Annotated in this window: 12 protein-coding genes; 6 read left to right on the top strand and 6 right to left on the bottom strand. The window is 65.1% G+C overall.

The genetic code is table 11. From position 1 onward, the window contains the following. Positions 1-80 precede the first annotated feature (80 nt). Positions 81-1385: a glycosyltransferase family 4 protein gene (locus tag FDY95_RS02145; RefSeq protein WP_246073901.1), complete on the bottom strand. Its 1305-nt coding sequence runs from the start codon at positions 1383-1385 to the stop codon at positions 81-83. Positions 1386-1549: 164 nt separating this feature from the next. On the opposite strand from FDY95_RS02145, the gene ffh reads away from it, so the two are divergent. Next, the gene (ffh, locus tag FDY95_RS02140; RefSeq protein WP_138075064.1) at positions 1550-2890 is read left to right on the top strand and encodes a signal recognition particle protein; all 1341 of its coding nucleotides are present in this window, start codon (positions 1550-1552) and stop codon (positions 2888-2890) included. A gap of 226 nt (positions 2891-3116) precedes the next feature. Here the strand turns inward: ffh and FDY95_RS02135 are convergent, their stop codons facing one another. After that, positions 3117-3593, bottom strand: coding sequence for a nucleoside deaminase (locus FDY95_RS02135; protein WP_111477473.1), 477 nt, complete (start codon positions 3591-3593; stop codon positions 3117-3119). A 177-nt stretch (positions 3594-3770) separates the two neighbouring features. Here FDY95_RS02135 and FDY95_RS02130 point away from each other — a divergent pair, with 177 nt between their 5' ends. Continuing rightward, a complete protein-coding gene (locus FDY95_RS02130; protein ID WP_138075063.1) occupies positions 3771-5645 on the top strand; it encodes a CHRD domain-containing protein in 1875 nt (624 codons plus the stop codon). Between the two features lie 155 nt (positions 5646-5800). On the opposite strand, the gene FDY95_RS02125 is transcribed toward FDY95_RS02130, so the two are convergent. The 3 genes from FDY95_RS02125 to FDY95_RS02115 all read right to left on the bottom strand — a co-directional run bounded on the left by FDY95_RS02125 (position 5801) and on the right by FDY95_RS02115 (position 8276). Further along, on the bottom strand, positions 5801-7507 hold the full coding sequence (locus tag FDY95_RS02125) for an acyl-CoA synthetase (RefSeq protein ID WP_138075062.1): 1707 nt from the start codon (positions 7505-7507) through the stop codon (positions 5801-5803). Positions 7508-7590: 83 nt separating this feature from the next. After that, a complete protein-coding gene (locus FDY95_RS02120) occupies positions 7591-7983 on the bottom strand; it encodes a hypothetical protein (RefSeq protein ID WP_138075061.1) in 393 nt (130 codons plus the stop codon). 125 nt (positions 7984-8108) lie between these two features. Further along, complete coding sequence (locus tag FDY95_RS02115; protein WP_138075060.1) at positions 8109-8276, bottom strand: DUF2256 domain-containing protein; 168 nt, start codon at positions 8274-8276, stop codon at positions 8109-8111. A gap of 93 nt (positions 8277-8369) precedes the next feature. On the opposite strand from FDY95_RS02115, the gene FDY95_RS02110 reads away from it, so the two are divergent. The 3 genes from FDY95_RS02110 (at position 8370) to FDY95_RS02100 (ending at position 10238) form a co-directional block, all read left to right on the top strand. Continuing rightward, entirely contained in the window at positions 8370-8819 is a 450-nt protein-coding gene (locus FDY95_RS02110; RefSeq protein WP_171025488.1) for a DMT family transporter, read from the top strand. An 80-nt stretch (positions 8820-8899) separates the two neighbouring features. Then, the gene (locus FDY95_RS02105) at positions 8900-9625 is read left to right on the top strand and encodes a class I SAM-dependent methyltransferase (RefSeq protein WP_138075058.1); all 726 of its coding nucleotides are present in this window, start codon (positions 8900-8902) and stop codon (positions 9623-9625) included. A 157-nt stretch (positions 9626-9782) separates the two neighbouring features. Next, positions 9783-10238, top strand: a complete 456-nt coding sequence (locus FDY95_RS02100; RefSeq protein WP_138075057.1) for an acyl-CoA thioesterase — start codon at positions 9783-9785, stop codon at positions 10236-10238. Positions 10239-10349: 111 nt separating this feature from the next. Here the strand turns inward: FDY95_RS02100 and FDY95_RS02095 are convergent, their stop codons facing one another. Beyond that, complete coding sequence (locus FDY95_RS02095) at positions 10350-10949, bottom strand: DinB family protein (protein ID WP_138075056.1); 600 nt, start codon at positions 10947-10949, stop codon at positions 10350-10352. 78 nt (positions 10950-11027) lie between these two features. Between FDY95_RS02095 and FDY95_RS02090 the strand changes: the two genes are divergently transcribed. Continuing rightward, the gene (locus tag FDY95_RS02090; RefSeq protein WP_138075055.1) at positions 11028-12440 is read left to right on the top strand and encodes a hypothetical protein; all 1413 of its coding nucleotides are present in this window, start codon (positions 11028-11030) and stop codon (positions 12438-12440) included. The last annotated feature ends 135 nt before the right edge of the window (positions 12441-12575 follow it).

Below are 12575 nucleotides of genomic sequence, written 5' to 3'. Positions count from 1 at the left end.
ATCGTTGCTGACGTCCGTTCGATTGCCGTTTAACGGCTTCGTTCAAGATTACACGACCGGAAAATTCGCGCTACAGTCGCCTACTTCCGAATCAGCTCCACCAGCCGCTCGGTCAGGCCGCGGCGGGAGTAGCGGGCGCTGCTGAAGGCGGGCAAGTCCTGATTCGGGTTCTGCTGCCAGCTGGCTACCAGCTGGTCGAGGTAGGCGCGCATGGCCGCCCGGTCCTCGTAGTCGAAATTCTGCCCGGCGCTGGTTTCGTCCAGGATGTGGGCCGCGTCGGAGCCATCCGGGCCGATGCAGAGGACGGGCTTGTTGGCGGCCAGGTACTCGAACACCTTGCCGGGCAGAATGCCGCGGTTGTGCGGCACGTCGGGAATGCCGAGCAGCAGCGCAGTGCTGCGCAGCATGTAGCCCACGGCCTCGTCGTGCGGCACGAATTCCACCAGCTCGGTGCGCTCCACGAGGCCCGCTTCGGTCAGCTGCTGGGCCACTTCCTTGGCCACGCGCCCCACGAAGCGCAGGCGCAGCGGCACCTGCGGGTGGCGGACGGCGCAGGCCGCTAACTCTTCCAGAAACGGCCCGACGTGGTACTGCCCAGTAATGGTGCCCACGTAGGTCAGCAGCAGCGCATCAGCGGGTGGGAGCGAGGGGTGCTGAAAATCGGCCTCGTCGTAGCCGTTGGGCAGCACCGCAAACTTATCCGAGTGCAGCCCGGTGCCCTTGCCCTGCAGCAGCCGGCCGGTGTCGGGGCTGGTGGTGATGACCACGTCGGCGGCTTCCAGCACCTGCCGCTCGTAGCGCTGATCCAGCCAGCGGGCCACGGCGGTGCGCATCAGCGTCTGGGTGTAGTAGATGTCGGTCCACGGGTCGCGTAGGTCGGCCAGCCAGCGCCAGCCGTAGCGCTTCTTGAGGGCCAGGCCGATGAGCTGGGTGGAATGCGGCGGCGAGGAGGTAAGCACCGCGTCAAACTGCTCCCCGGCGGCCATCAGGGCCGCTACTTGCTTCAGCACGAAGCTGTTCCAGCCCCGGCGCGGGTCGGGCAAGAACACGTTGCCGCGCACGAAGCGCGCCACCCGCTGCGCCATCGAGGGCCGGCCTTCGTTGGCAAAGCCGCCGTGCGGAATGGGCCGGTTAGTCAGCTTCTGGTAGGCCCCGAACGGCTCCCGCGTGCCCGTGCGCAGCACCCGTACGCCCGGCGGCACGTCGGCCTCCAGCGAGTAATCGAGCACCGGATACGCCGCTTGGGCCGGGTCGACGGTGATGACCGTGGGCGCCACGCCCAGGGCGGGCAGGTGCTTCACCCACTTCAGGCAGCGCTGCACCCCGGCCCCGCCCGAAGGCGGCCAGTAGTAGGTGATGACCAGCAAACGAAGCGGCGCGGGCACGGCGGGGCGGTTTTTGGGGTGATGGGAGGGCGAAAGTAAAGCGCAGAACCGGCTTTCATGGTTTTGTGGCTATTTTTGTGCTTGGTGCTCCGGCCCCGCGCTTGGGGCGCGGCCTCCCAGCCTGCACTTTTTCGCCCGAAGCAGCTCTTTGCTACTCCCGACCCATGTTTGATAATTTATCTACCAAGCTCGACCGCGCCTTCAAAACCCTCAAAGGCCAGGGCAGCATCACCGAAATCAACGTCGCCTCGACGGTCAAGGAAATCCGCCGCGCGCTGGTGGACGCCGACGTGAACTACAAGGTGGCCAAGGAAGTCACCGACAAGATCAAGGACGAGGCCATGGGCCGCGAAGTCCTGACGGCCGTGTCGCCGGGTCAGCTGATGGTCAAAATCGTCTACGACGAGCTGACCGAGCTGATGGGCGGCGAGAAGAAGGACATCCAGATCAAGGGCGACCCGGCCGTGGTGCTGCTCTCGGGCCTGCAGGGCTCGGGCAAAACCACCTTCGCCGGCAAGCTGGCCGCCTTCATCAAAAAGCAGAATCGCACCGTGCTGCTGGTGGCCTGCGACGTGTACCGCCCCGCCGCTATCGACCAGCTCAAGGTGCTCGGCGAGCAGATCGGGGTGGAGGTGTACGCCGAAGTCGAGAACAAGAACCCGGTTCAGATTTCGCAGAACGCCATTGAGTACGCCCGCAAAAACAACAAGAAGGTCGTCATCATCGACACCGCCGGCCGCCTGGCCGTGGACGAGCAGATGATGGCCGAAATCGAGCAGGTAAAGCGGGCCATCAACCCCTCGGAAACCCTGTTCGTGGTCGACTCCATGACCGGCCAGGACGCGGTGAACACCGCCAAGACCTTCAATGAGCGCATCAACTTCGACGGCGTGGTGCTCACCAAGCTCGACGGCGACTCGCGCGGCGGCGCGGCCCTGAGCATCCGGGCCGTGGTCGAAAAGCCCATCAAGTTCATCTCGACGGGCGAGAAGATGGAGGCGCTGGACCTGTTCTACCCCGACCGCATGGCTCAGCGCATCCTGGGCATGGGCGACGTGATTTCGCTGGTCGAGCGCGCCCAGCAGCAGTTCGATGAGGACGAGGCCAAGCGCATCAACGCCAAGATCCGCAAGAACCAGTTCAACTTCGACGACTTCCTCTCGCAGCTGGACCAGATCAAGAAGATGGGCAACCTGAAGGACCTCGTCGGCATGATTCCGGGCATGGGCAAGGCCATGAAGGACGTGGAAATCGACGACGACGCCTTCAAACCGATTGAGGCCATCATCAAGAGCATGACCCCGCAGGAGCGCGCCAATCCGGACATCATCAACGGTTCGCGCCGCAAGCGCCTCGCCGCCGGCTCGGGCCAGGGCATTCAGCAGGTCAACAACCTGATGAAGCAGTTCGACGAGATGCGCAAGATGATGCGCACCATGAACAAGATGAGCCAAACCAAGGGCGGCATGGCCCAGATGGCCAAGATGATGGGTATGCGTCGCTAATTCAGCGCCGGCAGCACTGGCCGTCATTGCGAGCAACGCGAAGCAATCTTTCCTCCAGTAGCACCGCCGACACAATCCTTACTGACCGAAAACGGCACCGCCCGAAACTGTAGCATCAGTTTCGGGCGGTACCGTTTTCGGTCAGTTGGTCCGTCTGTGCCGCGAGAGGAAAGATTGCTTCGTCCTTCGTCCTCGCAATGACAGCGGGGTGAACCGCCTTATCGGATTAGTACTCCGTCTTGCCTTCCTGCTGCTCCCAGGCGCCGAACCCTTCCAGAGCTTCGTCGCGCAGCAGCTGCTGCATGGGAATGCTGCGCTCGGCGAGGGGCTTCTCGATTTCGTCGTAGATGAACTGGTCGTCGAAGCCGATGGCGGCCGCGTCCTGCTTGGTGTTGCCGTAGAACACGCGGCGCGGGCGGGCCCAGTAGATGGCCCCGAGGCACATGGGGCACGGCTCGCAGCTGGTGTACAGGTCGCAGTCGGTGAGCTGGAAGGTGCCCAGCTCGCGGCAGGCCTTGCGGATGGCGTCGACCTCGGCGTGGCAGGTCGGGTCGTTGGTACTGGTGACCTGGTTGTAGCCGCGGGCGATGATGCGGCCGTCTTTGACGACGACGGCGCCGAAGGGGCCGCCGTGGCCGGCCTGCATCTGCTCGACGGAGAGGCGGATGGCCTCGCGCATGAAGTCGGGGTTGGGAGAGTCCATAGAAAAAAGTGGGAAACGAACCGGCAAAAATACGTTGCTGCCAAGCAACTATCCGCGGCCGGATTGCGAGTTTACGACTAGCACTTAATAAAGGCCGGCTGGCACTGCGCAAAGTGGGCTGCCCGGCCTTACCACAACCAAACCCTTTTCCCACTCCTCAACCAAACCTCCTCCCTTATGAACCGACCATCTACGCTTGGACGACTGTTCGGGCTGGCCGCCGCGCTGCTGCTGAGCCTGGCCGCCCGCGCCGACCACCTGCGCCCCCACCTGCTGCTCGGCGCCCAGCTCAGCGGCGCTCAGGAAGTGCCGGCCGTCACTACTACGGCCCGGGGCGTGGCCAGCTTCACGCTCAACGCCACCCGCGACACGCTCTTTCTCACTGCCGCGTTCAATGGCCTGAGCGGCCCCATCACCCAGGCCCACGTGCACGATGGGGCCCGGGGCGTGGCCGGCCCGGTGGTGACCAACCTGCTGCAGTTCGTGCAGGGCAACCGCATGCAGGGCTTCCTCACCGGTACTGACATCGACCGGGCCAAGCTCAGCAAGTACCTGCGCGGCGAGTATTACATCAACGTGCACACGGCGGCCAACCCCGGTGGCGAAATCAGGGGGCAGATTGAGGTGGAAACCGATGGGGAGTACGCCGCCGCGCTGACCGGCGACCAGGAAGTGCCGGCCGTCACGACCAGCGGCACCGGCCTGGGAACGTTTAACCTGAGCCAGGACCAAACCAAGCTCAAGTTTAAAGTGGTGGTTTCGGGACTGAGCAGTGCCATCACCAACAGCCACTTTCACACGGGCGCTATCGGGGTTAGCGGTCCGGTCATCGTGGGGACGGAATCCTTCCGCACTGGCAACGTCATCGAGGGCGAAATCACGCCCACGGCGGCCTTCCTCACGGCTTTGGCCGCCGGACAGATTTATTTCAACGTGCACACGGCTAATAACCCTGGCGGCGAAATTCGCGGCCAGGTGCTACTCACCGCTCGTTCGCTGGCCCACGACGCCCGCCTCGACGGCTCGCAGATGGTGCCGGCCGTCACGACCAGCGGCCACGGCGTGGCCGTGTTGCGCTTAAATACCACGCTGGATACGCTCCGAATAGCTATTTCGCACACCGGGCTGAGCGGCGCGCCCACCAGCATTCAGCTGTTTGCCACCGAAGCAGGCACCGCCAATACCACGGCCAATCGGTTGCTGAACGTCGCCATTCCGGCCGGCACGGCCAACAGCTTCGGCCTGACGCTGACCGGCCTGAGCGCGGCGGCTATCAACCTGTTTCTGAGCGGCGGCGCCAACGTGGTGTTTACCACGGCCGCCAACCCCAACGGTGAAATCCGCGGGCAGATTTACCGCCTGGCGCGCGAGGGCTACACCTTCGCCCTGAACGGCCAGCAGGAAGCGCCCACGCCCGTGAGCAGCAGCGGCTACGGTGCCGGCTTCGTGTCCATCGACCGCGACCAGACCAACGCACACTTTGCCTTGGTGTGGGGCGGTCTGAGCGGCCCGGCCACCAACGCCCACTTCCACACCGGGTTGTTCCGGCAGGCCGGGCCGGTAGTATTCAATCTGCCGCCCTTCTTCAATAATACCACCAACCCCTTCGAAGCCAACGGTTTCTGGACCAGCGGGGCCGCACAGCCCTTCAACCTGCGCCGCTCCCAGCAGTTCCGCAAGGACAGCATGTACGTGAACATCCACACGGCTGCCAACCCCGGCGGGGAGATTCGCGGGCAGGTATTCCGCGGGGCCCGCAACCTGAGCCGGGTGCTGGCCACCCAGCCCGCCGCCCTGGTGGCCGAGTCGTTTGCGGCCTTCCCCAATCCGGTGCAGGAGCAGGTGCAGCTAACTTTTGAAAGCCGAGTGGCCGCGCCGGGCACTATTCAGGTGACCGATGTGTTAGGCCGCCAAGTTCTTTCGCAGACCGTGCGGATGCAACCCGGAGCCAATAATCCGACTCTTGGGGTTAGTGACTTGAAGGCCGGAATATATTTTGTCACCATAAATAGTTCTGGCACGAAGATTGTCACTAAATTTGCGAAAGAATAGTTTTTAGGTGTTTTGGTTGTGGAAAAGAGGGCGGCTGTTAGCTGCCCTTTTTTTATTACTGATAAACAAATAGTTACGTCGGTTTGCGGTCTGCCAAAAAGCATGTCAGTACATCAAATTGACAGCGTCACCCGCTCTGCCAAAGCCCGCAGTATTCAGCTAGACGCATAGAAATACTCCTGCCGCGGTTCGGAACTGCCGTGGCGGCGGTGCTGCTCTTCCTGCGCCCGCAGTTCCACCCGCCGAATTTTGCCGCTGATGGTCTTGGGTAGCTCGGCGACAAACTCCAGGATGCGCGGCATCTTGTAGGGGGCCAACTGCTGTCGGGAAAAGGCAAACAGCTCGGTGGCCAGCGCCTCGGAAGCCGGCGTGTCGGGGTGCAGGATGATGAAGGCCTTGATTTCGTGGCCCTTGATGGGGTGCGGCGAACCGACCACGGCGGCTTCCACCACGGCCGGGTGGTCAATCAGCGCGCTTTCTACTTCGAAGGGGCCCACGCGGTAGTCGGAGGATTTAATGACGTCGTCGTCGCGGCCCACGAACCAGACGTAGCCGTCGGCGTCGCGGTAGGCTTTGTCGCCGGTGTAGTAGAGGCCGTGGCGGAACACGGTGGCGGCGCGTTCCGGCTCGCCGAAGTATTCCTTGAAGATGCCGTTGGGGCGGCCCGTGGTCATGCGCACCGTGATGTGGCCTTCCTCCAGCGCAGGCAGCTCGCGGCCTTCGTCGTCGGCAATGACGATGTCGTACATAAACGACGAGCGGCCCATGGAGCCGAAGCGCACCGCGCTGCCGGGCAGGTTGTAGACCATGGCGGTGCTTTCCGTCTGCCCGTACCCGTCGCGGATCAGCCGGCCGGTGCCGCGCTGCCAGGCCTCGATGACCTCGGGGTTGAGCGGCTCGCCGGCGCTGACGCACTCGCGGAATCGGAACTGGTAGGCGGTAAGGTCTTCCAGAATGAGCAGGCGCAGCACGGTGGGCGGGGCGCAGAAGGTGGTGGCGCCCTCGCGCGCTAAGGCCCGCAGCAGGGGCGGGGCCGCGAATTTGCCGGCTTGCCGATACACCAGCAGCGTGGCGCCCACGCTCAGCGGAGCAAAAAAGCTGCTCCAGGCAAACTTGGCCCAGCCCGCCTGCGAGATGTTGCAGTGCAAATCGTCGGGCCCAACGCCAATCCACGCGGCCGTGCTCAGGTGCCCGACGGGGTAAGAGAAGTGCGTGTGCGTGACGACTTTGGGCAGGCCCGTGGTGCCCGAGGTGAAGAAGAGAAACAGCGGGTCGTCGGCGCGGGTGGGGGCGGCGGTGGCGGTATCCGGGTACGGCCGGGTTTCGTCGAAGCGGACCCAGCCCGGGCGTTCGGCCGGGCCCACCAGCATTTTCAGCGGAATCTGGGCGCCCAGCGCCGCTTCGGCCTGGTCGATTTTGGCGGCGTTGTCGGCGTCGGCAATGACCACGGCGGGCAGCAGGCGGCCGAAGCGGTACTGCAGGTCGGCTACCGTCATGATGGTGGCGGTGGGAATGAGCACCTGCCCGCCCTTGATGCCGGCCAGGTAGGTAAACCACAGCTCGGCCACCACGGGCACCATCAGCAGCACGGCCTGCCCGGGCTGCACGCCGCGGGCGCGCCAGTAGCCCAGCAGGCGGTTGGCGTGGGCGCTCAACTCGGCGTAGCGGTAGCTTTCCACCGGCTCCGCTTCGTCGCCAACCAGGCGTAGCGCCTCCTTATCGGGGTGCGCGGTCGTGTGCAGGCCCTCGAAGATGTCGGCGGTCCAGTTGAACAGCTCCGGCTTGGGCAGGGGCCGCCGGGCCAAATCCTCGTAGCGGCCGGCGGCGGCCAGCTGCTGAAACTGCTGGAAATACGCTTTCATGCGGGCAAAGTAGGGGAGGAGCAGAACTAAAAAAGCGCGGCCGACCCAGGTCGGCCGCGCCCGAAGCGCCGGGCTCCGGCTGGTTAATGTACGACCCGCAGGATGTAGTTGGGCGCGTCGGCGGGGCTGTTTTCGTCGCGGAAAGCGCCCACGCGGCTGGGGCCGTAGCCCAGGTTCACCTTCACCCATTCGTCGCGGGTGGGGAGCAGGGCCAGTACCTCCTGGCGCAGGGCATCAAGGGTGGTGTGCAGGTTGTCGCGCTGCTGGGTTTGCTCGTCGGTGGTCTGGTCGAAGCTGCCGGTGGGCGGGCGCTGCTCAAACGGAGCGGTGTCGGGCGCGGGCTGGGCGGTTTCGGCCTGGTACGTGCGGGTGGCCACGTTCAGCTGGCGCAGCTCTTCTTCGGCGGCGAGGTAGGCGGTGACTTTCTCCTCCAGTGGGAGCAAGTTGGGGTCGAGGTAATCGAGGTTGGAGGCCATGGTTGAGAGAAAACAAGGTCGGTAACTGAACGGAAGGCGCCGCGGGAAGGATACAGCGGGCGCGGAAGCTAACCAGCGCGTCGCGCGTGCAACAGATGTTTGGAGGCGGAGAAACGCCCGGAAGGTCAGGGTGCAGGTTCGGGTTTCGGCCGGTTGCGCTGGCACTTTTCGCCGCAGTATTTCACCTCGTCCCAGCTGCGGGCCCACTTCTTGCGCCAGGCAAAGGGCCGCCCGCAGGTAGCGCAGATTTTGGTGGGCAGGGTGGCTTTGGTGTAGCGCGGAGCGGGGGCCATAAGAAAGCAGGACGGGTGCGTATGTGTTATTACTCGGCGGACGGGCGCCGAGTTGTGCCTACCTTTGCGGGCTTTTTCCGTTTCCCCACCCGCATGAATCGATTACTCCTGATGCTGCTGGCCGTCAGCATGGGCGCGCTGCTGCCCGTGCAGGCCGCGCTGAATACGCGCCTGGCCCGCGCCACCGACGGCCCGGTGGTGGCCGCCCTGGCGTCCTTTGCCGTGGGCACGCTCACCTTGCTCGTCATTGCCCTGGCTGCCGGCATGCGCCTGAGCAGCATCACCGAAGCCGTGCGCACCCAGTCGCCCACGGTGTGGCTGGGCGGGGTTATCGGGGCCTGCTACGTGGGCTCGGTCACGGTGCTCACCCCCCGGCTGGGTGTGGCCCTCACTTTCGGGCTGCTCATTGCCGGGCAGCTGGTGCTGTCGGTGCTCTTCGACCATTTCGGCCTGTTCGGGTTGCCGGTGCAGCGCCTCTCGCCTGGGCGCGTGGCGGGCGTACTTTTGCTGCTCATCGGCGTAGTACTGATTCGCCGCTTCTGAGCAGGTACCCCGGGTCGTCGGCCTAACTAACGACGGCGGCCGGGGCCTGACAACTGGCAACCCACAACTGACAACCCCCAATGGCTTCCACTTTCGACCCCATCGGCGCCGCGCTGCTCGACTACGTGGCCGGCCACTCGGCCGCTACCATCACCGTGCACAGCAACGTGGCTGAGGACGAGCCGCTGCCCGCCAAGTACTTTTTCCGCACGCTCTGGGAAATGCCCGCTTTGGAGCGCACCGCCCTCGACCAGTGCCGTGGCCGGGTGCTCGACCTCGGGGCCGGGGCCGGCGCCCACGCCCTGGAGCTGCAGAGCCGCGGTTTCCAAGTGAAGGCCGTCGACGTGTCGCCGGGCGCGGTGCAGGTGATGCAGCAGCGCGGCGTGCAGGAAGTGGCCTGCCACGACGTGTTCGAGCTGAGCACCCGCCACGATGACGTCCGCTACGACACCCTGCTCATGCTCATGAACGGCCTGGGCGTGGTGGGCACGCTGGAAGGGCTGGAGCAGTTTCTGCAGCTAGCGCACCCGCTGCTGGTGCCCGGCGGGCAGATTCTGGCCACTTCGGCCGACATCAGCTACCTCTTCGAGGACGAAGACGGCGCCTTGGTGTTCGACCTGAACGCGCCGTACTACGGACAGGTGGAGTACCAGATGAGCTACCAGGAGCAGACCGGCCCCACCTTCCACTGGCTGTTTGCCGACCCTACCATCGTGCAGGACTACGCCGAGGCCGCCGGCTACGAGGTGGAGTTTGTCGATGAGGACGAGAACCAGCAGTTCCTGGTGCGCCTCACGCGCCGCTAGTCCCGGGCACTGTTTCAGGGGGCGTTGCTGAGCTGTACATTGCTCCGCCGACGGCCCGCTCGTCCGTTTTACGCAGTTGCGGCGGCCCCGCAGGCCGAAACATCTGCCCGCAGCGCCGGTTATCCTGCCTTTCGGCCGCGCGCCCATTTCCTCCCTCATGACGACCTACGCCAAGCACTACCCCATTCGGTGGGCCGACCTCGACCCGAACGGCCACATGCGCCACTCGGCCTACAACGACTACGCCGCCCAGCTGCGCCTCGACTACCTCACCGACGCGGGCTTTCCGCTGGCGCAGTTTGCCAAGCTCGGCATCGGCCCCATCCTGTTCCGCGAAGACACGCGCTTCCTGAAGGAAATCAGCCCGAACGAAACCATCAAGGTGGATGCCCAACTGGCCGGCCTGAGCCCCGACGGCAGCCGCTGGCGCATCGTGCACACGGTGTACAAGCAGGACGGGCGCGCCTCGGCCACCATCACCGTCGACGGGGCCTGGCTGGATTTGCGCCAGCGCAAGCTGGCCGTGCCGCCGGTGGAGCTAGCCACCGCCCTCAGCCAGCTGACGCACCACAGCACCTACGGCGAGATTGAGCGGCGGCCCAAGGCCGAATAAAGCTGTTTTTCCAAATTTCAGCAATAAGCCGGCCCGGCCGATTCGAAGCACTGTTCGAATCGGCCGGGCCGGAGTGGTTTTGGTTGATTTCGGGCGATGCTGCCGATGCGGTTACCCAGCCGCGGCTTGCTGGCCCTTGCGGGCGGGCGGAGCCGGGACGGGGGCGGCGCCCAGGGCCTTGGCAATGCGCGCCACCTGCTGGCGGTGGTGCAGCACATGGTCGAGCATAAAATCCAGCGTCTGCTCGATGGTAAGCATGCCGGCGCGCGGGTGTTTGAAGATGGGGCGGCGGGCTAGTTTGCTCGGAAACTCGTTGAGCAGCTGCTCCAGCTGCCGCCGGGTGGAGGCCCACTGCTGGCGCATGTCGGCCAGCGGGGGCAGGGCGGTGGTGTCGGTGGGAGTGAGGGCGGCGAGCTTGGCGGGGGCTTTGAACTTCAGGCCCGGCAGGCGCAGGGCCAGCCGCAGCAGCACCGCGCGCAGCTTGGTGCCCAGCGTGGCCGGCCCCAGCTGCGCCTGCTCGCGCAGTTTCTGCTGCAGATACTGCCCGATGGCCACTTCGGACGCCAGCAGGTGGTGCACCACGTGCGCGGCCGACCACTGCCCGGCGGCCGGGGCCGCGTAGGCCCGCTCGCCCAGGTTTGCGGCGGCTTGCAGGAGCTGTTCGGTGGCGCTTTCGAGCTGTTCGAAGCGCAGGTGCAGGCGGTTATTCATGGGGAATGCGGCGGGGGAAGAAGCGGGCGGAACTGGCAAAGCTCGGTCTAAAAGGTACACCTTTGCGGACGAATGAGTTTGCAGCCGTCCTCCGCCCCCGAACGCGTCATCGTCCGGCGCCTGACCGGTGCCCTGTTGCTGGGCTACCTGGTGTACCTGTTCAGCACCCCGTATACGGCCCTGTACTACGATTCGATGACGTACTGGGACCTGACGGGCCTCTACTATTATCCCACCAAGAGCTTCCGTCTGCTCTCGTTCAACTCCAGCATCCGGGGCTACCTGCTGCCGCTGCTGCTGTTTCCGTTTCGGGTAGCGGCTTACCTCACGCACGTTCCGCCGATTCAGTTTACGCGGGTGCTGGGCGCGGTGCTGGCCGCCGGGCTGTTTGGCTGGGCCGCGCCGGCCACCTGGCAGGCGGTGGTGGCGCCCGCGCCGCTGAGCTGGCCGCGGCGGCTGGCCTTTGCGGCCTTGGGCTTCCTGTTCTGGCGCGACTATTTCAACTTCCCGCTCACCGATTTCCTGTCGCTGGGCCTTATGCTGACGGTGTTCTGGCTGATTGCCCGGCGCGGGCAGCGGCCGGGTTGGCTGCTGCTGGCCGGGGCGCTGTGCATGGCCGCCGTGAACATGCGCCCGGTGTACGCCGGTGCCGCCGGGCTGCTGGTGCTCGGCGGGCTGGTGCTGGCCCGGCAGCAGCGCCTGGGCTGGCCGGTGGTAGGCCGTTTGCTCGGGGCCTTCGTGCTGGGCATGGCTCTGGTGGGCGCCCCGCAGCTGGCCATGAATGCCCGGCACTATGACCAGTACACCCCGCTGGTGCTCACCTGGAAGAACCCCGCTGCCCCGCAGAGCCTCTACCTCTCGCAGCTCAGCTGGGGCCTGGCCGTGCAGAAGTACGAAACCACCATCGACCCTAACTACCCGAATACTAAGGAGCCCGACCCGCGCATCATGTACGTGGACAAGGTGGGGCAGCGCATCATGGACGAGGAGCAGATTTCCTTTGTCTACGGCCTGCGCGACCTGAACCACTACCTCGTGGCCGTCGGCCACAACCTGCCCGACATGGCCGCGCTCTACGCCCGCCACATCTTCAACGGGCTCGACGTGAAATACCCCACGCCCTACCTGCCGCGGGTGTACGGCTCCACGCTGCCGCTGTCGTTGCTGAACTACACGGTGCTGTTTCTGGCCGGGCTGCTCTTGCTGGGGCGGCGGCACCAGCGCCCCAGCTGGCCGCAGTGGGTGGTGCTGGTGGTACTCGTCGGGCCCTGCCTGCTGGCCATTCCCACCGCCATCGAGTGCCGTTTCTTCATTCCGATCTACCTGCTGATCTACGCCGTGCTCTGCTTTCAGTGGCCCACCGACTGGCGCCAGTGGCTGCTGCGCTGGCCGGTGGCGCTGGCCTACGTGGCCTTCGTGCTGATGTGCCTGGTCATGTCGTCGAACACCATGTGGCACATGAGCAACGGCCCACGCCTGCTTTGGCCCTGAACCAGGGATGGGCAGTGGGGTAGGGAATTGACTTTCTTGCGCGGTTCTCTACCCATCATGTGACGAAAATGGAGCCCGCACGAGGACACGTGCAGAAGTCCGCGGTTCTGAGTCCGGCGTGGTAATTTCGCCGGG

The sequence above is a fragment of the Hymenobacter jeollabukensis genome (assembly GCF_005771675.1).
Taxonomy (GTDB): domain Bacteria; phylum Bacteroidota; class Bacteroidia; order Cytophagales; family Hymenobacteraceae; genus Solirubrum; species Solirubrum jeollabukense.
Note: the sequence above shows the minus strand (reverse complement) of the source record. Positions and strands in the feature narration are given on the sequence as shown.

Bases quoted from the DNA above. Each gene is read 5' to 3' on its own strand.
- ffh (WP_138075064.1), top strand. From the start codon at position 1,550: ATGTTTGATAATTTATCTACCAAGCTCGACCGCGCCTTCAAAACCCTC.
- FDY95_RS02135 (WP_111477473.1), bottom strand. From the start codon at position 3,593: ATGGACTCTCCCAACCCCGACTTCATGCGCGAGGCCATCCGCCTCTCC.
- FDY95_RS02130 (WP_138075063.1), top strand. From the start codon at position 3,771: ATGAACCGACCATCTACGCTTGGACGACTGTTCGGGCTGGCCGCCGCG.
- FDY95_RS02125 (WP_138075062.1), bottom strand. From the start codon at position 7,507: ATGAAAGCGTATTTCCAGCAGTTTCAGCAGCTGGCCGCCGCCGGCCGC.
- FDY95_RS02120 (WP_138075061.1), bottom strand. From the start codon at position 7,983: ATGGCCTCCAACCTCGATTACCTCGACCCCAACTTGCTCCCACTGGAG.
- FDY95_RS02115 (WP_138075060.1), bottom strand. From the start codon at position 8,276: ATGGCCCCCGCTCCGCGCTACACCAAAGCCACCCTGCCCACCAAAATC.
- FDY95_RS02110 (WP_171025488.1), top strand. From the start codon at position 8,370: ATGAATCGATTACTCCTGATGCTGCTGGCCGTCAGCATGGGCGCGCTG.
- FDY95_RS02105 (WP_138075058.1), top strand. From the start codon at position 8,900: ATGGCTTCCACTTTCGACCCCATCGGCGCCGCGCTGCTCGACTACGTG.
- FDY95_RS02100 (WP_138075057.1), top strand. From the start codon at position 9,783: ATGACGACCTACGCCAAGCACTACCCCATTCGGTGGGCCGACCTCGAC.
- FDY95_RS02095 (WP_138075056.1), bottom strand. From the start codon at position 10,949: ATGAATAACCGCCTGCACCTGCGCTTCGAACAGCTCGAAAGCGCCACC.